Below are 23,835 nucleotides of genomic sequence, written 5' to 3' on the forward strand. Positions count from 1 at the left end.
TGGTAAGAACCAGTTTTTATTTTTTATACACTCTTTTAGTTGTTTTTTTTGAATGAGATCTCTTACTATTACTTTTTTCAGTTTTAGAGTTTTTATCAGTTTTAGAACTCTTTTCAACTTTTACTACATTTTTATTTTTACCTTGATATCCCTTACGTTTGATAGGTCTAGGACCTATGATACAATCCTGAGTAAATCCAATTAAATCTTCCCTGTTAGCTTTAATAAGTGCAGATTTAACAATGCTATGATTATCAGGATTTTCAAATTGCAATAGTGCTCTTTGCATATTTTTCTCTTTTTGAGCCTTTGGAACATATACATTTTCCTCTGTTATAGGATTTATGCCAGTGTAATATATTGTAGTTGAAAGACTACCTGGAGTAGGATAAAAGTCCTGTACTTGTTCTGGCATGTGTCCCATAGTTTTGATGTATTGTGCAAGTTCTATAGCTTCATTTAGTGTACTACCTGGATGGCTAGACATTAAATAAGGAACAACAAATTGTTTTTTGCCTAATTTAGTATTTATATCAGTATATTTTTTTCTAAATTTATCATAAACTTCTTGTTTAGGTTTTCCCATTTGAGATAATACTTTATCACTTATATGCTCAGGAGCAACTTTTAATTGACCACTTATATGATGTTCACAAAGTTCATGGAAAAATTTTGTATTTTTATCTTCAATTAAATAATCGTAACGTATTCCAGAACGTATAAATACTTTTTTAACTTTAGGTAGATTTCTTACTTTTTTCAATAAGCTAAGATATTCAGTATGATCTACAATTAAATTTTTACAAGGTGTAGGGAACATACATTGCCTATCTTTGCAAACGCCATGTTTAATTTGTTTTTTACAAGCTCTATGTCTAAAGTTAGCTGTAGGACCACCAACATCATGTATATACCCTTTAAAATCTCTATCGTCAGTTAGTGTTTTAGCTTCTTTAATTATAGATTCTTGACTTCTGTTTTGTATTACTCTTCCTTGATGATATGTTAGCGCACAAAAAGAACAACTTCCAAAACAGCCTCTATGGCTTGTTATAGAAAATTTAACTTCATTTAAAGCTGGAATACCTCCCATAGGTTCGTATATAGGATGATATGTTCTTGTGTAAGGAAGATTATAAACCTTATCCATTTCATCTTCACTTAATGGTTTTTGTGGTGGGTTTTGAACTACATATTTATCTTGGCAAGGTTCAACTATGGTCTTTCCCCATATATAATCTTGTTCTTTAGAATAAAGTCTATAGCTTTTGGCATAAGATTTTTTGTTTGTTGAAACATCTTCAAAAGAAGGTAACATTATATAATCATTAAGATTATCAATGCTTTTAGCAACATAACAAGTTCCTCGAACATGAGTTAATCTTTCAATTGAGCTTCCATAACTTAAAAATTTGGCAACTTCTATTATTGGATTTTCACCCATTCCATATATTAATAAATCCGCTTTGGAATCTAGTAAAATACTTTTTCTAACCTTGTCATCCCAATAATCATAATGAGAAAATCTTCTAAGACTTGCTTCTATACCACCAATTATTACAGGAACATGTTTATAGGCTTCTCTAACCCTGTTGGAATAAACAATTACAGCTCTATTAGGTCTATGACCAGACTTCCCACCGGGAGAGTAAAAATCATCATTTCTTTTTTTCTTTGCAGCGGTATAGTGATTAACCATAGAGTCAATATTCCCAGAATTTATCAAAAATCCAAGTCGGGGTTCACCTAATTTTTTAAAATCATCTACGGAATTCCAGTTAGGTTGAGCTATAACTCCTACAGTATAACCTTCTGATTCTAAAAGTCTTCCGATTATAGCTGTACCAAAGGAAGGGTGATCTATATATGCATCCCCAGTAATTATTATAAAATCTAGTTGATCTATATTACGTTTTTTCATGTCATCTTTACTTATAGGTAAAAATTCATTGTTTAAAGTCATAAAATCCTCCAATCTAATTAGAATTCAAAAGTACAAACAATTTAGTTTGTTAAAATATTTAAGAAAAGAAGCTATTTCATATGTATTTATATAAATTCTAATTTTTAGTTCGGTACTTTAGAAAATATTACAAAATATCGTATATGTAATTATTTTAAATGCATTATCAATATTAACATAACATAAAGAAAATATAAATAAAATAATTTTACTGTTTAGTATTTTAATAAAAAGGTGTTTTAAAATTACATGTAATTTTAAAACACCTTTTTATTAAAATATATGAATTGTTATTCTATTTAACTTCTTCTTGAACATATTTAAGTATTAGATCTATAGTAGCTAATACTGAATCCATATGAGTTCTTTCATATCCATGAGATGCAAATATTCCAGCCCCAATTAAAGCAGTTTTTATATCATATCCAGCTCTTAATGCAGCAGAGGCATCAGATCCGTAAGATGGATATGTGTCTATTCTGTAGTCTATATTATTATTCTTACAAAGGTCAGTTAATCTTACTCTTAAGTCTAAGTCATATGGACCAGAGGAATCTTTTGCAGCTATACAACATGCAAACTCCGTAGAGTTTTGATCAAGACCAGGGCAACCCATATCAACAGCTACAAATTCTTTTGTATTAGTTGGTATTCCAGCGCAAGCACCATGTCCAAGTTCTTCATAATTACTTATAAACACATTTATAGTATGAGGAAGTTCTATTTTATTTTTAACAATATATCTTAAAGTATATAGTAAAATTCCAACGCTAGCTTTGTCATCTAAATGTCTTGATTTTATAAACCCACTTTCAGTAAATTTAGTTCTTGTATCAAAACAAATAAAATCTCCAACATTAATGCCTAGTTTTTCAACATCTTTTTTAGAAGAAACTTTTTCATCTATAACAACTTCGTAGTTTTCAGCAACTCTTTTAAGTTCTTTAGCATCTCCACCACTTATATGTACAGATGGTTTTATGGTTTGAATTGTTCCCTCAAAAGTTTTACCATAAACAGTTTCTATTGTACAGTTTTCCCCTTCGATAGAATTCATCATAAATCCGCCAAGTTGAGTTAAAGAAAGTGTACCAGTTCCTTTTATACCGCAAACCATTGCACCTAATGTATCAACGTGAGCAGATAATGTTTTTTGATAGTTGTCATCTTTACCTGTTATAGTAGCAACTAATGCTCCTTTATTTGTAACATTATATTTAATACCTAGTTTATCTAATTCAGTAGCAATATAAGGCATGATTTTTTTTGAATAACCAGTTGGACTAGGAATTGTTAATATATTTTGTAAATATTCTTTAATTACATCTATGTTATGCATAATATCACCTCTTAAAATTAATATAAATATAAAAAATATTGTTAAGAAATTGTAAACATATTTTCTATTAATTTCAATATTAACATAAAATAATTTGAAAATCTAGTATTTTAAAAATATTGAGAAAATTTGTCTTTAATCTAAAATAATAAAAAGTATTATATAAATAAATTATTAATATAAATATATTAGTAACAGTAAAAGTGGTGCTGTGATGAATATTGTTAAAAAGGGAGAAAGGTTAATGTGGAGTATGTTCGGGAAAAAATATTTATTAATTGGTATAAGTATAATTATTATTACAATAGTTACAATCAACATATATGTAAAAACATTTGAAAAGGTTGTATACCCCAATGTATATGTGGAAGATATATATATTGGAAAATTAAATGAAGAAGATGCAATAAAGAAAATACATATAAATTTTGAGGATAAGATATTAGATAAAAATATAATTATTCAAGTTGGCCAAGAAGAGTTTAAAATAAGTTTTAAGGAATTAGGAATTGAATATGATATAGAAAAAGCTGTAAAGGAAGCAGTGAATTATAGCAAGAATTTAAATGTTTTAAAAAAATTTTCAACTTTAATTAAAGGTGATAAAAATTATATTAATATTGATTTGAAGTATAATGAAAAGGCAGTAGATGGTATTATTTATTCAATAGAAAGTGATGTTAATATAAAACCAATAGAAAGTGAAATAAAAATAGATTCTAATGGCAATATAGAAATAACTGAAGATGCTACAGGCATTAAATTAGAAAGTGATATATTAAAAAAAGATATTTTAAAAGAAATAGAATCAAAAAAAATAGAAGAAAAATCATATATAGTTGGAAATTTAATTACCTGGTATCCTAAAAAAACTAAAGAAAAGTTAAAAACTATAAATAGAAGTATAACTGAATTTTCAACTGAGTTTATGAATTCAGGATATAGCAGAAAGAAAAATATTAAATTAGCTACTGAAGCTATAAATGGTAAAGTACTTATGCCGAATGAGACATTTAGTTTTAATGATGTAGTTGGACCTAGAACAGCAGGTAAAGGATATGAAAGGGCTAATGTTATATCAGGTAATAGATATATAGAAGATATAGGTGGGGGAGTATGTCAGGTGTCTACAACATTATATAATGCTGTATTAAAATCTGATTTAGAGGTTTTAGAAAGAAGGAATCATAGTTTGCGAGTTAAATATGTTCCATTAGGGCTGGATGCAATGGTAAGTTATGGAGCTTCGGACCTAAAATTTAAAAATACAACAGATTATCCTATATATATTTATGGTGAAGCAAATGAAAATTATGTTGCATTTAAAATATATTCCAATAATAGTCTGGCAAAAAAATATTTTGAGATTGAAACTAATATAGAAGATATAATTAAGCCTAAAAATTTTATTAAATATAATTCTAATATGGCTAAAGGTGAGAGATATATACAAAAAACAGGTAAGCCAGGTTACAAAGTTAATAGTTATAAAAAAATATATGTAGATGGAAAATTTATAGAGAAAAAACTTATATCTAAAGATATATATAAGCAAGTTGAAAATATAGTTATTGAAGGCAGATAAAATTTTTATGAACTAAAAGTTAATTTTTTATTAAAAAACAATTTCTAAAAACTTATCTATATGTTATAATTTATCGTGTTATTTAAAATATTCAAAATTAAATAAATAATTCAATAAAAAAGGGGATAAGTTTTTATGATTATATTAGCAATAGTTACAGCAATACTAATAGCATTAGTTGGTGTACTTATAGTTTGTAAAGTATCTATTGAATTAGATAAGAAAAAGGGGATACAATTTAAAACAAGAGATTTAGATTATATAGATGGTTTTCAAGAAATTGATAAGAATGTTGAAACTACGATGACATTATACTTTAATAATTTTACGTTGGATTTTAAAGGTTTTGAAGAAAAGAAAAGTTCAATAAATATTTTAAATATAAGAGATATAAAAATTTATGATGAAAAAGAGGACTTAATATCTGACATAAAATATCATAAAATTAAAAGTACAAAGAAAATTCAATCTAATATGTTAACAAAGAAAAAACAAATAGTTATTAAAGTTTTTGAAGATGGGAGAGAAAGTCATTTAATATTTAGTTCAAGTTTCCCAGAACTAATAAAAGGAACTTTAGAAAAAGCTATAGAACAGGAAAAGGAAGAGTTAAAATCTAAAAATGCGATAGCGTCTAAGTAGGACCGTTTCCTATTATATATATTTATAAGAAATAAGAAAACATCTTATTTCTTATTTTTTTGGAATAAATATGTTAAAATAAAAATAATTAGAAAATTAAAAAAGAGGTGCTTGCATGGATAGAGTGGATATTATAGATAAAATATTAACTAATGTAAATAAGGTTATTATAGGTAAAGATAATGAAGTTTTAGATATAATTAAAGGAGTATTAGCAGATGGACATATTTTAATAGAGGATATCCCAGGGGTAGGAAAAACAACATTAATTAAAGCGTTAACTAAATCCTTAGGAATGTCTTATAGTAGAATTCAATTTACTCCTGATTTATTACCATCAGATATAATAGGAGTATCTATATATAATAATAAGATAAATGATTTTGAGTTTAAAAAAGGATTAGTTTTTTCAAATATAATACTAGGAGATGAGATTAATAGAACTACAGCAAAAACACAGTCAGCTTTATTAGAGGCTATGGAAGAAAAACAAGTATCAGAAGGTAATATAACGTATAAATTGGATGAACCATTTATAGTTATGGCTACAGAAAATCCCATAGAATATGAAGGAACGTTTCCACTTCCAGAGGCACAGTTAGATAGGTTTATGATGAAGGTTAAAATAGGCTATCCTATGGAAGATGATGAAATTAATATATTGCAAACATATAGGACAAGTAATCCTTTAGAAAATATAGAAAAGGTAGTTTCAAAAGAAGAAATACTTAGGCTTCAAGAAGAAGTTAAAAATATAAAAATAAAAAAAGAACTTAGTGAGTATATTGTTAAAATAGTATCAGCAACTAGATATAATAAAAATTTGATTTTAGGGGCTAGTGTAAGAGCATCATTAGCATTACAAAGGATTGCACAAGCAACTGCACTTATGAAGGGAAGAAATTTCGTTATACCAGAAGATATAAAGGAAAATGCTAAACTTGTTTTATGTCATAGAATATCACTTACATCTAGTAGCAGAGCTAATAAAATTACTGAGGAAAAAGTTATTGATGATATATTAAAATCAATTCAAGTTCCAAAGGTGATAAGTAATGATTAAATTTAAAAAGAAGTATCTAATTTTTTTAATAATATCATTTATATTTGCTAAGGTGTTTGGTGGAAATCTACCCTATGGAATTTTTTATACTATAATAGTGATTGGAATATTAGCATTAATATATATACCAATTTCAATAAAAAATATTGATGTTTTATTCAAAATAGATGATGAGAAAAATAGGGAATGGAATAAAAAGGGGTTATTATGTGTTGGAGATAGATTTATAGCTAATTTAGTTGTAGAAAATAATAATTTTTTATCTATACCATATATAAAGATTAACAACTCCATGTTTTCAAAGATTATAAAAAATTATAATGGTGATTTAATATATTTAAAATCTGGAGAGAGATATTGGTTAAAAAAAGAAATGCTTTTTCAAAAGAGAGGAATATATGATTTTGGAACTACTATAATTAAAGTAAATGATTGGTTTAACATAATAATGATAAAAAAAGAAAAAAAACATGTAGAAAATGTTATCATATATCCTAAAATTTATAATATTTCAAATTTTACTGTAGAGCTTAATAATAGATTAGAAAGTTTAAGTAAAAGGATAATTAATGTTAAAGAGAGAGATATAGTTAGAGATGTAAGAGAGTATCGAGTAGGAGACAATGTAAAGAATATACATTGGAAGCTTAGTGCTAAACAAAACAGGTTATATGTAAAAAATTATGAAAAAATGGCAGGGAAAAAGGTAAATATTATAGTTAATATGGAAAAAATTAGGGATTGCCATACGTATAATGAAGAAGATGAGGAATTGATGATAGATATAACATCTTCATTAATAAATGATTTTTTAAAAAAAGAGATCAAAAGCAAAATCAATATTAAAAATTTTCAAAATAAATCTTTAAATATATATAACTATGATGATTTTCAAGGGCTATTAGAGTATTTCCTAAGAAATTATAGTAATGGTGAAGGTGAATTTGGTAGATTTGTAGAAAAGAATATAAAAAATGAAATGAATAAATCTTCAAATATAGTAGTAACAATGTGCATAAGTGAAGAATTGAAAAATGTATTAATTAATATGACAAACTTAGGGTATTCTATAACATTGCTGCATTGTAATAAAAATTTATATGAAAATAAATTTATAAAAGAATTAGAAAATTTTAATATAAAATGTTTTAATTTAAAACATATAATAATAAATTAAATAATTTATTTATGGCGTAAAAGTAGGTGTATCATGTGGAAAAATCTAATAGAGAGAAAAAACATAAAAAATATATATATGATATATTTTTAGTTGTAATAAACTTAATTGTTCCTATTGAGCTTATTAGAACTGGATATAGAATAAAAGATTTTGATTATAAATTTGTATTATTGATAATTATTTTCTCAATAATACTATATATTTTTTATTTTGAATTTTATATAAAGAAATTATATAAAATTTTACCAATTTTAGCAGTATTTTTTTTAGGAACAGTTTTTTGTTTAAAAAATTTTCAGTTAGTTACTCAATTTATAGATAAAAATATAATATCAGCTGCAATTAAAATATGGCCTAAAATAATGAAGAATACGGAAACAAATTTTAAAGACTATAAATATATAATAGTAATAATGTTACCCACAATAGTAGTATTACTAATAAGGTTAACTAAAAGGAAGAAAAAAATTATATTGTTTCTAAACTTTATATTTATTATATTGTTTTGGTTTTTATATCAAAAAGAAACATTAAATGTAGTTAAAGTGTATTTATTTATAACTCTTGTATCTGTATTTATTACAAATTATTTGAATACAAAAGAAGATTCTATAAGGGAAAAAGTAAAGATAAGAGATAGTAAAATATTATATTTAGCTTATGGTTGTATGATATGTATCTGTGTTGTAACCCTGGTAGAGATAATACCTAAAAATTATAAAGGTATAAGTGGGAATAACTACAGTAAAATTTTTAAAAATACTTTTAGTGGAAATTTACCAATAGAAATGTCTTTAATTAATGAATATGGTTTGACAAGTTCAGGTTATGATGAAAGAGATAAAAACTTAGGAGGTCCTCTTACAATTAACAAAACTCATGTGTTTGATGTAAAAGCTGATGAGCCCTATTATTTAAAAGGAAGTATAAAGGAAATATATGATGGGAAAAAGTGGACAAGTAAGTATGAGGCAGATAGTTTTATTGAAATAAAAAAAGATCAACAGTATAATCCTATCAAATTTAAAAAGCAGGATTCACTTAATAATTTAAGTCTAAGGAGTATCCGTATAACCCCTAATAAAAACTTAAAAACTACAAGTTTTTTTATGGTAGAAAAAACTAGAAAAATAAGAGGGGCGTTAGATAAAATATATTGCAACGAAATTCCTGTATTTTTAAGTTCTAAAAAAATAAATAATCCATATAATGTTATATTTTATACTAATCCTTTTGAAAAAGAAATTTTTAAAAGTGTAGAAGGATATAGTAATGAGGAATATGAGAATTACAATATATTACCGAGAAAACAATGGTTAGATAAAAGTAGATTAAATTATATAGATAACAGTGAAAATTCAGAAAATAATTATATAATAAGTAATAAATATGTTGATTATTTATCTATTCCATTTACAGTTCCAAAAGAGGTTTATGATTTAACAAATGAAATAATAGAAGGAAAATACTCTAATTCAGAAAAAGTTTATGCTATAAAGAATTACTTAAATAAAAATTATCCTTATAGTTTGGAGGTATCTAATATTCCTCAAAATGAAGAATTTGTGGATTATTTTTTATTTAAAGAAAAAAAAGGATATTGCACATACTTTGCAACTACAACTACAATTATGTGTAGAATTGCTGGAATACCAGCAAGATATGTAGAAGGTTTTAAAATAGATGAAAAAAGTAAAAATGATAAAGGTGAATATGAGGTAACTAATGGAGAAGCCCATGCATGGTGTGAAATTTTAAGCAATCCAAAAGACTGTACATGGAAAATTGTAGATTCTACTTCAACTCCAACGGAATGGGAGAGAAGCATAGAAAAAGAAAAAAAAGAAATCGAGGTAGATAGTAAAAATAACAATGAGAAAAATGTTGAGAGAGTAGACAAAAACATGAGTACTATTGAAGAGTTAGAAACTGATTCAAATGAATTTTTTAATTTATATGATGAAAAGATGGTAAAAAATATATTTCCTATAATTTCAATATTATTTTATATCCTTATAAAAATTATTAAAAATATTAAATGGAAAAAACATATGTATTCCTGTGACAGTATTATTCCAGTATATAATTTCTATTTATTTAGACTTAGTTCAATTGGAATAAAAAAAGATGATAGTATGGGAGATTTAGAATTTCTAAAATCTTTAAAGGATGATGAACTAAGAGAAAAGATGAATTTTTTAGTAAATGAAAGTTATAAAGAATTTTACGGTGAATTAAAGTATGAAGAAATAAACAAAATAGAGTATATTAGATTTATAGAAAATTATATAAAAAGCAAAGAAAGAAAAAGCCAATACTGGTTAAAAAGATATTTTTCAAAAATCTAGTAAAATATTATTTGTAAAATAGATGCCACCTTAAGTTTTAGTATTAAGGTGGTGTTTATATAATAGAAAGTTTTTATAGTGTATTTAGTAAGGGAGATGATTATATGAAGTATAAATTACTTTGTACAGATATGGATGGTACGCTTTTGGATAATGATAAAATGGTAAGCGAAGGTACACTAGATGCTATAAAAAAAGCTCATAATAAGGGAGCAAAAATTGCTATAACTACAGGTAGAATCTTTACATCAGCAAGATATTATGGTCATTTGTTAGGTATAAAAGCACCAATAATAGCATCTAATGGAGCATATATAAGAGAAGGAGACAATGTTATATATAAATGTGTTCTTGGAATTAATAATTGCATGGAAATTTTAAATATATTTAAAAAATATAATTTAGTACCGCATTTTTATACAGCAAATGGTATTTTCGCAGGGGATACAAAATATACTTCTAGATTTTATGCTAAGTCAAATCAGGTTGTTCCAGATGAATTCAAAATAAATATAAAAAAAGTAAGTCAATGGAAAGATATATTTGATAATTATGAAGAAGAGATTTTAAAAGCAGTTGCAATAGATGATGATTTTGAAAAGTTAAAAAAGGCAAAAGATGAAATAAGAAGTTTGGGAAAATATGAAGTCGTAAGTTCCTTTTCTAATAATTTTGAAGTTATGAACAAAAATGTATCTAAAGGAAGAGCAGTAGAAATGCTTACAAAACATTTTAATATAAGTAAAGACGAAGTTATAGCAATTGGGGATAGCGAAAATGATTTATCTATGATAAGTTATGCTGGGGTAGGTGTTGCTATGAAGAATGGGGAAGATTTAGTTAAAAATGTTGCAAGTTATATAACTGACACTAATGATAATGAAGGTGTTAAAAAGGTTATAGAAAAATTTATATTAGAAGATGTTAACTAAAATATTATAGAGTTTAAAGGATAAATGAATTTAAATGCTAAGTTGTTTTAATATATGGCTATGAAAATGAGAAATTCATAGCCTTTATTTATTTAATTATATAGATCTGTATAATTAATATTATCTGATAGAGGTTAAAGAATTTTATTCAAATATAAGAAGAAATATATACTATAAAAATCTTTTTAAAAAGCGTATAATTTATAAATGTATAGGTAGAAAGTAGTAATTATCTAAATAGATAGGTTATTAAGTTATTATTAGTATATGTATTGTAGAGTTTGTTAAGTGGTAAACTTTACTATAGAATATATTATTTAATATGTTATAATATATTATTATTTTATTAAATGTAGAAAAAACTAGTATAAATATTTTAAAATAAAAGAATAGTTATGTTTTATTAAAGTATTAAAGTTTATTAACAAATAGAGATTTAGCTTGTTTCACCATACAGGTAAGAGGTATAATTTTAATTATACTGTATTTTAGAAATTATATATTTTATTAGAATTATTAAAGAACAGAACCTAGTATGGAAGTTTATTTTTAAAATTTTATTTTAGTATTATACTAGGTAAATTAGGGAGGAAAAAGTATGAATTTAAATATAGTATTGTTTCAACCTGAAATTCCTCAAAATACAGGAAACATAGGAAGAACTTGTGTACTTACAGATTGTAAATTACATCTTATAAAACCATTAGGATTTAGTTTAGATGAAAAAAGTTTAAAAAGAGCAGGATTAGATTATTGGCCATTATTAGATATAGAAATTCATGAGTCATATGAGGCTTTGAGAGAAAAGTATAATAATGGCAATTTTTATTTTTGCACTACAAAAGCTACTAAGTTTTATACTGATGTACAATTGAAGCAAGGAGATTTTTTAGTTTTTGGAAGAGAATCTAGTGGATTGCCGGATTATATAAGAAATGAAAATAAAGATAACTTAATTAGGGTTCCAATGGTTGAGACAACTACAAGATCTTTAAATTTGTCTAATACTGTGGCAGTTATTGCATATGAAGGATTAAGACAAATTGGATTTAAAGGAATGAAGTAGGAGGGAGTTAATGATGAAAGAAAAAATAAAAATTATAACTGATTCTACTTGTGATATACCAAAGGAAATAGTAGAAAAATATGATGTAGAGGTAATACCTCAAATAATTAATGTAGATGGACAATCCTATTTAGATGGAGTAGAAATAACATTACCTACATTATTAGAAAAAATGGAAGAAAGTAATGAATTTCCTAAAACAGGCCAAATAAATCCACATAGATTTGTAGAAATATATGAAGGGTATTTAAAAGAAGGATATAAAATAGTAGCTATACACATGTCTTCTAAAATGAGTGGAACGTATCAATCAGCATTAGTTGCTAAGGATTTATTAGAAACAGAAGATGTATTTATCATAGACTCACAAGCTGTTTGTGCAGCTCTTGGAGTATTAGTATTAAAGGCAGCTATTTTAAGAGATAAAGGTTTAACGGCTAAAGAAATTTATGATGAAACTTTAAATACTGTAGACAAGGTTAAAAGTATAACATGCTTTCAATCATTAACTAATTTAATCAAAGGTGGAAGATTGTCAAAAACAGCAGGAGCAATAGGGAGCTTTTTAGGTATAAAACTTTTATTGACTATAAAAAACGGTGAAATGACTGTTATGGAAAAGATAAGAGGAAATAAGAAAGTTCAAAGATCGATACTTGAATACCTTGAAAAGTATGATTTAGATGAAGAATACCCTGTTATTGTTATAGAGTCAGACTTTAAAGAGGAGAATGCTTCTATATATGATAGTTCAAAAGAATTTTTAAATAACAAAAATGCTAAAGTATATGAATGTCCACCAGGATGTTCTGTCGGTGTACATTCAGGAAATAATGTATTTGCAATATTTTTTATAGAAAAGTAATATATAAAATAATAAAGAGTATATAAATAATAGAGATTTAGTAATCTCTATTTTTTTTAGATTTATAAGCAAATTTAAAGAAAATAAGTAGATATCATAATGTTTTTTCATCAAGTGTCAATTATGCATTGAAATTTTCTTTAAATTGTTGCTGTTTTAATTTGAAGTTAAAGTTTTTATGTATGAGTTGATAAACTACCTATAAAAATAGAGTTAAGCTTGAAAATTTCAAAATTATAGTGTTGCAAAATAATAATAAAAAAAATTTCATATACTTATATTAGTATATATAATTTGAATATTAGTAAATTTATAGAACAATGTAATTAAGTTAATAATATAATAGTAGTAAATAAATATATATAAGAGTTATGTTATAAAAATAACAAGAACTATAAGGAATTTTAGATAAATATAAAGAATAATGTTAAAAAAATAGTGAAAAAAATAGATAAAACTGTAAATTATTTAAAAATTCTAAATTGTTTATAGGTATTTCAAATACAAAACATTCTAAAAATTATAGAAATTTATGTTGTGATAGTATATACTTAACTTGTAAGTTAAATTTCAAACAAATCTAAAAATTCAATAAATTATGGATGATATTTTCGAGAGATGACTTTATATATTTCAAATAATTTATTATAAAGTAGCCGAAGAAGAAAGAATAAATTTTAGCCAAATTTAATTCGAAACTTTCAGGCAAAGGGATCGAAAATGGACATAACTCTGGAAAGCATGGGCACCGAAGGAGTAAAACTCTCAGGTTAAAAGGACAGGGCATAGGCAAGATTATATTTAATTTTGCATATGTCCTTTTATAGTTAGGAGGTAATTAGGTGATAAAGCCATTATATATAGTTACAAACAATCCATTATCTAAAGAAAAATTTGAAAGTAAATTTAAAATAATATATTTAGAAAGAAAAGCGGCTATGGATGTATTAAAAAAAGTCAGGGATGAAATACATCTAGGGCATGAGCTTTTAACTCATCCGTTGATGAGTAGTGTAAAACCTAATGAAACTCCATATAGAACTGTTTGCTTGTCAATAGAAAAAGGGTGTTTGGATATGCAATCACTAGATATAATTGAAGGAGCAATACACACAACAGAAAAATTTTTAAGAGATTTCAAAACTCCAGATTGGAGTGAAAGAATATTACAAGATTTTCAGGTTATAGATTGCGATTTGATACATCACGCAATTGAATAAGGAGGGTAATTCATGGAAAAAAAGATTTATGATACGATTATTATCGGAGGTGGTCCAGCAGGATTAGCAGCATCATTATATGCAGGAAGAGCTAAGATGAGCGCTATGCTTTTAGAAAGAGCTAAATTTGGTGGCCAAGCAGCTACAACTTCTGAAATAGAAAACTACCCAGGATCAATAAAAGATGAAACAGCTCCGCAAATAGAAAGAATGAGACAACAAGCTGAAAACTTTGGAACAGAAATTGTTAAAGATGAAATTGTTAAGGTAGAGTTAGACGGAGAAATTAAAAAATTAGTAGGAAAATTAGGCGAATATGAAGCAAGAACAATAATAATAGCTACAGGTGCTAATCCAAGACTTGCAGGATTTAAAAACGAAGTGGAGTTAAGGGGAAGAGGGGTTTCCTATTGTGCTACATGTGATGCTGATTTCTTTGAAGAATTAGATGTTGCAGTAGTAGGTGGTGGAGACTCAGCATTAGATGAAGCTATATACTTAACAAAATTTGCTGAAAAGGTTACAGTAATTCATAGAAGAGATGAATTTAGAGGAAATAAGTCAGTTCAACAAAGAGTATTTGCAAATGATAAAATAGAAGTTCTTTGGGATTCTGTTGTTGCAGAAGCAGTAGATGATGATGGAATACTTGGTGGATTAAAAATTAGAAACGTTAAAACAAATGATATAAGTGATTTGAATGTTCAAGGATGCTTTGTATTTGTAGGATATGATTCAAATACAAAAGTATTTGAAGGAACCAATTTAGCGTTAAGTGATAGAGGCGAAATCTTAACAGATGAAGATATGAAAACTAACATAGAAGGCGTTTATGCAGCTGGAGATGTTAGGAAAAAATCATTAAGACAAGTTATAACAGCAGCAGCAGATGGTGCTATAGCAGCAACTCAAGCAGAACACTATATTGCAAATAAATAATTCAGAAAATAAATTTTTTATATAATATTAAATATATTTTAAAAATTTAAATAATTTAATTGAAAGTAGGAGGAACTAAAAATGTTAGAAATCAATAAGGATAACAAAGAATTATTTGAAACAGAAGTTTTAGGAGAAAGTGAAAAACCAGTATTCGTTGACTTCTGGGGTGACAAATGTGAAGTATGTAAACAATTAATGCCATCAGTTCATGAATTAGAAGAAAAGTATGGTGATAAAATTAAATTTACCAGCTTAAATATAACAGGAGCAAGAAGACTTGCTATAGCACAAAAAGTTTTAGGACTTCCAACAATGAAAATATACAAAACTGGAGAATGTGTAGAAACAATAACTCCAGATAAAATATCTAACATAGCAGATGTAGATAGCTTCATAAAAGCTTACTATGAAACATTATAATCTGAAAAAAGTTAGTTATATTTGGTAGGCAGCTTAGCTGCTTACCTTAATATAAAATAAAAAATGAAAAGTTATATTAACTTTATATATTCTAGGAGGTGAATGTTTTGCGTCTAGAGATTGGAAATATCATTATAAAAGATCTTCAATTTGGACCAGAAACAAAAGTTGAAAAAGGAACTCTTTATGTTAATAAAGAAGAGCTGCTAAAAGAAGTGGGTGGAGATGAAAGAATAGAAAGTATTGACTTCGATATCGCAAGACCAGGTGAAGAGGTTAGAATTATTCCTGTAAAAGACGTAATTGAACCAAGAGTAAAAGTTGAGGGAACTGGTGGAATATTCCCAGGATTCATCAATAAAGTTGATACAGTTGGTTCAGGAAAAACACATGTTTTAAAAGGTGCAGCAGTTGTTACAACTGGTAAAATCGTTGGATTCCAAGAAGGTATCGTAGATATGTGTGGAGAGGGAGCTAAATATACACCGTTCTCTAAAACTAATAACTTGGTTGTTATTTGCGAACCAAAAGCAGGAGTAAAACAACATGAACATGAGGAAGCTGTAAGAATGATAGGATTCAAAACAGCTACGTACCTTGGAGAAGCTGGAAAGAATGTTGAACCAGATGAAGTCAAAACATTCGAAACATTGCCATTATTAGAACAAGTTAAGCAATATCCAGATTTGCCAAAGGTAGTCTATGTATATATGCTTCAAACACAAGGGTTACTACATGATACTTATGTATATGGAGTAGATGCTAAAAAAATAATACCGACATTTATTTATCCAACAGAAGTATTTGATGGTGCGATAGTTAGTGGAAACTGTGTATCTGCTTGTGATAAAAATCCATCATATGTACACATGAATCATCCAATAATAGAAGATTTATATGAAAGACATGGAAAAGATTTTAACTTTATTGGTTGCATAATAACTAACGAAAATGTGTATCTTGCTGACAAAGAAAGATCCTCAAATATGGTTGCTAAGTTAGTAGAATTTGCAGGAGCGGATGCTGCTATAGTTTCTGAAGAAGGATTTGGTAACCCAGATGCAGACTTAGTTATGAACTGTAACAAAATATCAGCTAAAGGAGTAAAAACTGTACTTTTAACTGATGAGTATGCAGGACAAGACGGCTGTTCTCAATCATTAGCTGACTCAACTCCAAAAGGCGATGCTGTAGTAACTGGAGGAAATGCTAATGAAGTAATAGTACTTCCACCAATGAAAAGACTTATAGGACATGTTGAAGCAGCAGATATAATTGCTGGAGGACACGTTGGAAGTTTAAGAGAAGATGGATCAATAGAAGCTGAAATCCAAGTTATAACTGGAGCAACAAGTGAAGTAGGATTCAACTATTTATCAGCTAAAGGATTCTAATTTTAAAATATGAGTTTAAAGAGAGAGATTATAACAAGTTAAGAGTAATTACGAAAGGAAGATGAAATTATGTTAAAAGGAAAAAAGGCTATATGTATAGGAGATAGAGACGGAATACCAGGACCAGCGCTAGAAGCTTGCGTAAAATCAGCAGGTGCAGAAGTAGTTTTTGCATCAACAGAATGCTTTGTCTGAACAGCTGCAGGTGCAATGGATCTGGAGATCCAACAAAGAGTTAAAGATTTGACAGAAAAATTTGGTGCAGAAAATGTAGTAATAATAATCGGTGGAGCAGAAGCAGAAGCGTCAGGACTATCTGCAGAGACAGTTACAGCTGGAGACCCAACTTATGCAGGTCCTTTAGCAGGAATAGACTTAGGATTAGCAGTATTCCATATTGTTGAACCAGAAGTTAAAGAAGAATGTGATGCAGGCATATACGATGAGCAATGCGGAATGATGGAAATGGTTTTAGAAGTAGATGAAATCATAGGAGAAGTAAAATCAATAAGAGAAGAGTTTAGTAAATTTCTTTAATTATAAGAATATAGATAGTTAATTAATAAGAAGATAGATAATTTATAAATAAGAAGATAAAAGAAATAGAAATTGATAATCACCCCAAGGAGTACGGTGCTTGGGGGGATTCCCAATGAAGGGGGGATAACCATGATAAAAATAGTTCATTATATAAATCAATTCTACGCTGGAATAGGTGGAGAAGATAAAGCTGACTATAAACCAGAAGTTCGTGAAGGATTTGTTGGACCAGGAATGGGTCTTAACGGCATATTAAAAAAAGAGGGCGCAGAAATAGTTGCCACTGTAGTATGCGGAGATTCTTATTTTGCAGAAAATACAGAAGAAGCTAAAAAAGAAATATTAGAAATGGTTAAAAAGTATGAACCAGATATGTTTATAGCTGGTCCAGCGTTTAATGCAGGTAGATATGGAGTTGCTTGTGGAGACGTGTCAACAGCAGTTAAGGAAGAATTAAACATACCAGTTTTAACTGCAATGTATGTTGAAAACCCTGGTGCTGATATGTACAAAAAATATGTACACATAGTATCTACTAGAAATAGTGCTGTAGGCATGAGAGCGGCACTTCCTAAAATGGCTAAATTGGCACTTAAATTAATTAAAGGTGAAGAAATAGGATCACCAGATGAAGAAGGATATATCGAAAGAGGCGTTAGAAAGAACTACTTTGCAACAGAAAGAGGTTCTAAAAGAGCAGTTGAGATGTTGGTTAAAAAATTAAAAGAGGAGGAATTTGTAACAGAATTCCCAATGCCAAACTTTGATAGAGTTGAGCCAAATCCTCCAATAGTTGATATAACTAAAGCTAAAATTGCTATAGTTACTTCTGGTGGTATAGTTCCAAAAGGAAACCCAGACCATATAGAATCTTCAAGTGCATCTAAAATAGGTAAATATGACATTGAAGGAATTATGGACTTAACAAGTGAAACTCATGAAACAGCACATGGTGGACATGATCCTGTATATGCTAATGATGATCCAGATAGAGTAATACCAGTTGATGTATTAAGAGAGATGGAGAAAGAAGGAAAAATAGGTTCACTGCACAGATATTATTATTCAACAGTGGGAAATGGTACAGCTGTTGCTTCTACTAAAAAATATGGTGAATATACAGCTAAAGAATTAATAGCTGATGGTGTAGATGCAGTTATATTAACTTCTACATGAGGAACTTGTACACGTTGCGGAGCAACGTTAGTTAAAGAAATAGAAAGAGCTGGATTACCAGTAGTGCACATGTGTACTATAACCCCAGTATCTGTAACAGTTGGAGCGAACAGAATTGTTCCAACAATAGCTATACCTCATCCACTTGGAAACCCAGCATTAAGTAAAGAGGATGAATATAACTTAAGAAAACATCTAGTGGAAAAAGCTCTAATAGCACTACAAACTCCAGTAGATGGTCAAAAAGTATTTGAATAATTAAAAAAGAGCAATTAGGGGACAATTGTTCCCTAATTACTTATAAATTCAATCATAGGTAATGCAAAATAAACAAGAAACGTTACTTGTTTATTTTGGATTATCTATAGAAAGGTAATCTTATAAAAATTGAGTTAGACATATATGATAGAAAATAATAATAAACAGGTTTGAGAAGTTATTTAATTAAATATGTCTTACTAAATAGTTAGATAAATTTATTGTGAATTTAATTCACATCTTTATAAAGGGAGGTTTTAGAATCATGAATTTTCCAGTATTAAAAAAAGCATCATATATTTTAGTGAACGCTCCAGATATGGTAATACATAATGGAACAACACAAACATCAGAAAGACAAACAAATCCAAACTCAGAATATTTAAAGGTATTAAAAGATCACTTAAGACCTTTTGATGAGGTTGTTGCATATGCACCAAACCAAACTTATATCGGAAATTTAACTCCAGAACAGTTAAGTGAAATGCCAAGACCTTGGTTTGGAAAAAACGTAGAAAATGCTGATAGATTCGGTAAATTCGGGGAAATTATGCCACAAGATGAATTCTGTGGATTGATGAAAATATGCGATGTTTTCGACTTAGTAATATTAGAAGAAAATTTTGCAAATAGTGTAAAAGAAAAATTAGCTAAACACCCATTAATAGCTGATAAAGCAGAAAAAGTTGTTGGTGAAGGCATTGAGAAAATAGAAGGATTAGTTAACAATGTAGGTGCAGAGGGTTTATATGAAAAAGGTAAATTAGTAGGATGTGTAAGAAGAGCACATGAAATGGATCCAAACTTATCAGCACATTATATGTTAGAAAATTTAGCAGTTAAAGCTTCTGGTGTTTTAGCTGGAATGCATCTTGTAAATAATTTAGATATACCAATAAATGAAATAGAATATATTATAGAATGTTCAGAAGAGGCTATTGGCGATATGAACCAAAGAGGTGGAGGAAATATTGCTAAATCAATAGGAGAAGTTGTTGGTTTAACAGGAGCAACAGGAGCAGATATGAGAGGCTTCTGTGCTGGACCGTCTCATTCATTAATTACAGCAGCATCACTTGTTAAAAGTGGAATATATAAAAATGTTTTAGTTATAGCTGGAGGAGCTACAGCTAAACTTGGAATGAATGGTAGAGACCATATTAAGAAAAATATGCCAGTTCTTGAAGATTGCTTAGGTGGATTTGCTGTTTTAGTTTCTCAAAATGATGGAGTAAGCCCAATCTTAAGAACTGATGTAATAGGAAGACACACAATAGGACATGGAGCTTCACCACAAGCAGTATTAGAAGCTTTAGTTTTAGATCCATTAATATCAAATGGAATAAAAATAACAGAAGTTAATAAGTTTGCGCCAGAAATGCAAACTCCAGATATAACAGAACCAGCTGGTGCTGGAGATGTTCCAACACAAAACTATAAAATGATAGGAGCATTAGCTGTTAAAAAAGGACAATTAGAGAGAAAAGAGTTACCAAATTTCGTTAAGGAACATGGATATCCAGGATTTGCACCAACTCAAGGACATATTCCATCAGGGGTACCAATAGTAGGTCATGGAATAGATCATATTAAAAATGGTATTTTAGATAATTTCATGATAATTGGTAAAGGAAGCTTATTCTTAGGAAGAATGACGAACCTATTTGATGGTGTTTCTATATTAGTAGAGAAAAACACTGGAATAGTTGAAGAAAATTCAGGAATAAGCAAAGATGAAGTTAAATCAATGGTTGCAGACGCAATGAAAGATTTTGCAGCATTTTTAGCAAAAGATATGGAATAATAAAATATAGATGTAGTTCCTCAATTTGAGGGACTACATCTTAGAAAAGGGGTGTAAATATGAGCCAAAACTCAACTAAAGTAATGATAGCTGAAGTATTTAATGATATAGCAAATGGAATCAAGAGTGGACAATTTAAAAAAAGAGTAAGAATCGGTTTAACTATATTAGGCTCAGAGCACGGCGTTGAAGAAATGGTTAGAGCAGCTGAGCTATGTAAAGCTAAATATGGTAATTTTGATATAGTTTTAATAGGATCAAAAGTTGATGCTGACTTTGAGATGGTTGAAGTAGCAACACCAGAAGAAGGTCATAAGAAAATGACTGAAATGCTTGAAAAAGGAGAATTAGATGGTTGTGTTACACAACATTTTGATTTTCCAATAGGGGTTTCTACTATAGGTAAAGTTCAAACTCCAGGCTTAGGAAAAGAAATGATATTAGCAACTACAACAGGAACTACTTCCACAAATAGGGTTGAAGGTATGGTTAAAAATGCTATATCTGGTATAGCAGTTGCAAAAGCTAATGGAATTAAAAATCCTAAAGTAGGTATATTAAATTTAGATGGAGCTAGACAAGTAGAAAGAATATTAAATGAGACTAAGACAGCTGGATATGACTTTGAGTTTTCAAAGTCATTAAGAGCTGATGGTGGAGCGGTAATGAGAGGAAATGACTTATTGGCTGGAACTCCAGATGTTATGGTTTGTGACTCTTTAACAGGAAATCTATTAATTAAAGTTTTCTCTTCATTTACAACAGGTGGTAATTATGAAACTGTTGGAGCTGGCTATGGTCCTGGTGTAGGGGAAAATTATGATAAACTTGTGAACATAGTATCAAGAGCTTCAGGTGCACCACTTATAGCAGAAGCTCTAAGATATTGTGCAACTTGTGCAGAAAATAAAGTTTTAGATATAGCTAGAGACGAGTTTAAAAGTGCAAATGAAGCAGGACTTCAAGAATTCATAGATAAGACTGCTAAAAAGGCAAATAAAACTGAAAGTGCAGAAGAAAATGTGAAAATGCCGCCTAAAAAGGTTGTTACATTTTCAATTGCAGGAATAGATATTTTAGAGTTAGAAAATGCATGTAAAACTTTATGGAAAGAAAATATTTATTCAGAAAGTGGAATGGGATGTACAGGTCCTATAGTATTAGTAGCTGAGGAAGATTCTGAAAAGGCTATGGAAATTTTAAGAAAATCCGAATATTTAGGATAATGTTTTGTGAAGATAATTAGGTTATCATATCAATGAAAAACCAGTAATTAAATGGATAAATGATATTAATAAGCTATAAATAATGAAATTTATAGCTTATTTTATTCCAGACTAGAAAATATGAAATTATATGGAAAAAAATATTAAATTTGTTTGAACAGATTCTTGTAGAAATATGTATTAAAATTAAGCTTAATTAAATAAAAACTTAAATTATTCAGAAAAATTAAATGTATATTAAAAAAGTATAAAAAAAGTTTGAACAATAAATTAATTTTAACCTAATTTAAAAAAAACTTGTATAATTGAAAAAAATATAGTATATTACATATGTACTTTCAGTGTAGTACATACTATTTAGGGTATATACTATATATAAAAAAAACATAAAAAGCACTATAAAAGACTAATGAAAACATTAAACATACTGTTAAATATGCTATAAATACATTTATAGTGTATATTTGTAGAGTAAATTTAAAAAATTAAAAAAGTAGTTGAATAAATATATAGTTTTTAATTATAATAATTAGGGGAAGATTATATATAGTAAAAATATTAAGTTAATTAAAAGAATTTTTACTTTTTATATAATTAAGTGTAATCTTAGGAGGTTAGTTTTATGAAAGCAAAAAAATTGGTAGCAATACTAATGTCAGCAATGTTAACAGCTTCAGTTCTAGTTGGATGTGGATCATCTGCTGGTAACGGAGAGGAAAAAGATAATGCTGGAACAGAATCAAAAATTATGATTGGACTTGCTACAGACGAGGGTGGTTTAAATGACAAGTCTTTCAACCAATCAGCTGATACTGGGGTAAAAAAAGCTCAAGAAGAATTTGGTTTAGATTATAAACCAATAGAATCTTCAAAGAAAGAAGATTATGAGCCAAACCTACAAGCATTAGTAGATGAGGGAAGTGCTTTAACTTTCGCAGTAGGTTTCCAATTATCAAAAGCTATGGAAAACATAGCAAAAGCAAATCCAGATAGTCATTTTGCTATCATAGATGAGAATGTTGAAGGTGTAGATAACGTACAATCAATAACATTCAAAGAGGAAGAGGGCTCTTTCTTAATGGGAGTTATTGCAGGAAAAATGACAAAAACAAATAAAATTGGATTTATCGGTGGAAAAGATTTCCCAACAATAAATAAATTTGAAAGTGGTTTCGTAGCTGGTGTTAAAGCTGTTAATCCAAATGCTGTTGTAGGATTAGAAAGTCCAGATGGAGAAAACCCAGGACCAAACGTAAAATATGCAGATTCATTTACTGATACAAATAAAGGATATGAGCTTGCAAAATCATTATATGATTCAGGCTGTGATGTTATATACCATGCTTCAGGAGCAACAGGAACAGGCATGTTTAAAGCAGCTAAAGAATTAAAAGACAAAGGCAAAGAAGTTTGGGGTATAGGTGTTGATATGGACCAAACAATAACTCTTCCAGAGTATGCTGATGTAATCCTATCTTCAATGATAAAAAAAGTTGAATTAGCAACTTATGAAGCTAGTAAGGATGCTAAAGATGGAAAATTTGAAGGTGGACATAAAGTTTTAGGAATTAAAGAAGGCGGAATAGATATTGCTGAAACAACAAGCAAAAATACACCACAAGATGTTGTAGAATTAGCACAACAATATAAAGAAAAAATATCTAAGGGTGAAGTTGTAGTGCCAGCAGACAGAAAAGGCGCTAAGGAATTTAAAGCTGAGTAGCTTATAATACACAATGAAAGCTAGGTGTCTAGTTACATCTAGCTTTTCTTGGTAAAATACCTTTTAAATAGTTAAATTATATTATGTGGGATGATATTAAAAAATAAAGTTATATTAGATAAATTATAATAAAGTTAGAGGTTTGGGTT

19 protein-coding genes and 1 riboswitch are annotated in these 23,835 nt (G+C 28.2%); of the genes, 17 read left to right on the top strand and 2 right to left on the bottom strand.

Features of this window, described 5'->3' with window-relative positions; genetic code table 11:
- Positions 1 to 16 precede the first annotated feature (16 nt).
- Both ACYUE0_RS10495 and ACYUE0_RS10500 read right to left on the bottom strand, forming a co-directional pair.
- Complete coding sequence (locus tag ACYUE0_RS10495) at positions 17 to 1,963, bottom strand: YgiQ family radical SAM protein (RefSeq protein WP_460270488.1); 1,947 nt, start codon at positions 1,961 to 1,963, stop codon at positions 17 to 19.
- Between the two features lie 295 nt (positions 1,964 to 2,258).
- Positions 2,259 to 3,302 (bottom strand): M42 family metallopeptidase, encoded by a 1,044-nt coding sequence (locus tag ACYUE0_RS10500; protein WP_460270489.1) that lies wholly within the window; start codon positions 3,300 to 3,302, stop codon positions 2,259 to 2,261.
- A gap of 214 nt (positions 3,303 to 3,516) precedes the next feature.
- Here ACYUE0_RS10500 and ACYUE0_RS10505 point away from each other — a divergent pair, with 214 nt between their 5' ends.
- From ACYUE0_RS10505 to ACYUE0_RS10585, 17 genes are all read left to right on the top strand, one after another.
- Positions 3,517 to 4,887, top strand: coding sequence for a VanW family protein (locus tag ACYUE0_RS10505; protein ID WP_460270490.1), 1,371 nt, complete (start codon positions 3,517 to 3,519; stop codon positions 4,885 to 4,887).
- Positions 4,888 to 5,022: 135 nt separating this feature from the next.
- Positions 5,023 to 5,529: a hypothetical protein gene (locus tag ACYUE0_RS10510; RefSeq protein WP_460270491.1), complete on the top strand. Its 507-nt coding sequence runs from the start codon at positions 5,023 to 5,025 to the stop codon at positions 5,527 to 5,529.
- Positions 5,530 to 5,644: 115 nt separating this feature from the next.
- Entirely contained in the window at positions 5,645 to 6,592 is a 948-nt protein-coding gene (locus ACYUE0_RS10515) for an AAA family ATPase (protein WP_460270492.1), read from the top strand.
- Positions 6,585 to 7,769, top strand: a complete 1,185-nt coding sequence (locus tag ACYUE0_RS10520) for a DUF58 domain-containing protein (RefSeq protein WP_460270494.1) — start codon at positions 6,585 to 6,587, stop codon at positions 7,767 to 7,769. The genes ACYUE0_RS10515 and ACYUE0_RS10520 overlap by 8 nt, the downstream gene beginning before the upstream one ends.
- 35 nt (positions 7,770 to 7,804) lie before the next feature.
- Positions 7,805 to 10,120, top strand: a complete 2,316-nt coding sequence (locus ACYUE0_RS10525; RefSeq protein WP_460270495.1) for a transglutaminase-like domain-containing protein — start codon at positions 7,805 to 7,807, stop codon at positions 10,118 to 10,120.
- Positions 10,121 to 10,224: 104 nt separating this feature from the next.
- On the top strand, positions 10,225 to 11,052 hold the full coding sequence (locus tag ACYUE0_RS10530) for a Cof-type HAD-IIB family hydrolase (protein ID WP_460270496.1): 828 nt from the start codon (positions 10,225 to 10,227) through the stop codon (positions 11,050 to 11,052).
- A 598-nt stretch (positions 11,053 to 11,650) separates the two neighbouring features.
- Complete coding sequence (locus tag ACYUE0_RS10535; protein WP_061995924.1) at positions 11,651 to 12,118, top strand: tRNA (cytidine(34)-2'-O)-methyltransferase; 468 nt, start codon at positions 11,651 to 11,653, stop codon at positions 12,116 to 12,118.
- Positions 12,119 to 12,131: 13 nt separating this feature from the next.
- Entirely contained in the window at positions 12,132 to 12,983 is an 852-nt protein-coding gene (locus tag ACYUE0_RS10540; protein ID WP_460270508.1) for a DegV family protein, read from the top strand.
- A gap of 602 nt (positions 12,984 to 13,585) precedes the next feature.
- Positions 13,586 to 13,710: riboswitch (glycine riboswitch) on the top strand.
- A 115-nt stretch (positions 13,711 to 13,825) separates the two neighbouring features.
- Positions 13,826 to 14,203, top strand: coding sequence for a GrdX family protein (locus tag ACYUE0_RS10545; protein WP_157450897.1), 378 nt, complete (start codon positions 13,826 to 13,828; stop codon positions 14,201 to 14,203).
- 12 nt (positions 14,204 to 14,215) lie between these two features.
- Entirely contained in the window at positions 14,216 to 15,142 is a 927-nt protein-coding gene (gene trxB, locus ACYUE0_RS10550) for a thioredoxin-disulfide reductase (protein WP_199869120.1), read from the top strand.
- 81 nt (positions 15,143 to 15,223) lie between these two features.
- Positions 15,224 to 15,565 carry a thioredoxin family protein gene (locus tag ACYUE0_RS10555; protein WP_199869122.1) on the top strand — a complete coding sequence of 114 codons (342 nt, stop codon included), beginning with the start codon at positions 15,224 to 15,226 and terminating at the stop codon, positions 15,563 to 15,565.
- A 107-nt stretch (positions 15,566 to 15,672) separates the two neighbouring features.
- Entirely contained in the window at positions 15,673 to 16,959 is a 1,287-nt protein-coding gene (locus tag ACYUE0_RS10560; RefSeq protein WP_460270497.1) for a glycine/sarcosine/betaine reductase component B subunit, read from the top strand.
- 69 nt (positions 16,960 to 17,028) lie between these two features.
- Positions 17,029 to 17,496, top strand: a complete 468-nt coding sequence (gene grdA / locus ACYUE0_RS10565) for a glycine/sarcosine/betaine reductase complex selenoprotein A (RefSeq protein ID WP_199869126.1) — start codon at positions 17,029 to 17,031, stop codon at positions 17,494 to 17,496.
- A gap of 132 nt (positions 17,497 to 17,628) precedes the next feature.
- On the top strand, positions 17,629 to 18,933 hold the full coding sequence (gene grdB / locus ACYUE0_RS10570) for a glycine reductase complex selenoprotein B (protein ID WP_199869130.1): 1,305 nt from the start codon (positions 17,629 to 17,631) through the stop codon (positions 18,931 to 18,933).
- A 265-nt stretch (positions 18,934 to 19,198) separates the two neighbouring features.
- Entirely contained in the window at positions 19,199 to 20,737 is a 1,539-nt protein-coding gene (grdC, locus tag ACYUE0_RS10575; RefSeq protein ID WP_199869131.1) for a glycine/sarcosine/betaine reductase complex component C subunit beta, read from the top strand.
- A 59-nt stretch (positions 20,738 to 20,796) separates the two neighbouring features.
- Positions 20,797 to 21,963 (top strand): glycine/sarcosine/betaine reductase complex component C subunit alpha, encoded by a 1,167-nt coding sequence (gene grdD / locus ACYUE0_RS10580; protein WP_061995916.1) that lies wholly within the window; start codon positions 20,797 to 20,799, stop codon positions 21,961 to 21,963.
- A 622-nt stretch (positions 21,964 to 22,585) separates the two neighbouring features.
- Positions 22,586 to 23,686, top strand: a complete 1,101-nt coding sequence (locus ACYUE0_RS10585; RefSeq protein ID WP_199869132.1) for a BMP family lipoprotein — start codon at positions 22,586 to 22,588, stop codon at positions 23,684 to 23,686.
- The last annotated feature ends 149 nt before the right edge of the window (positions 23,687 to 23,835 follow it).

Source organism: Clostridium sp. CTA-19, from assembly GCF_054767855.1.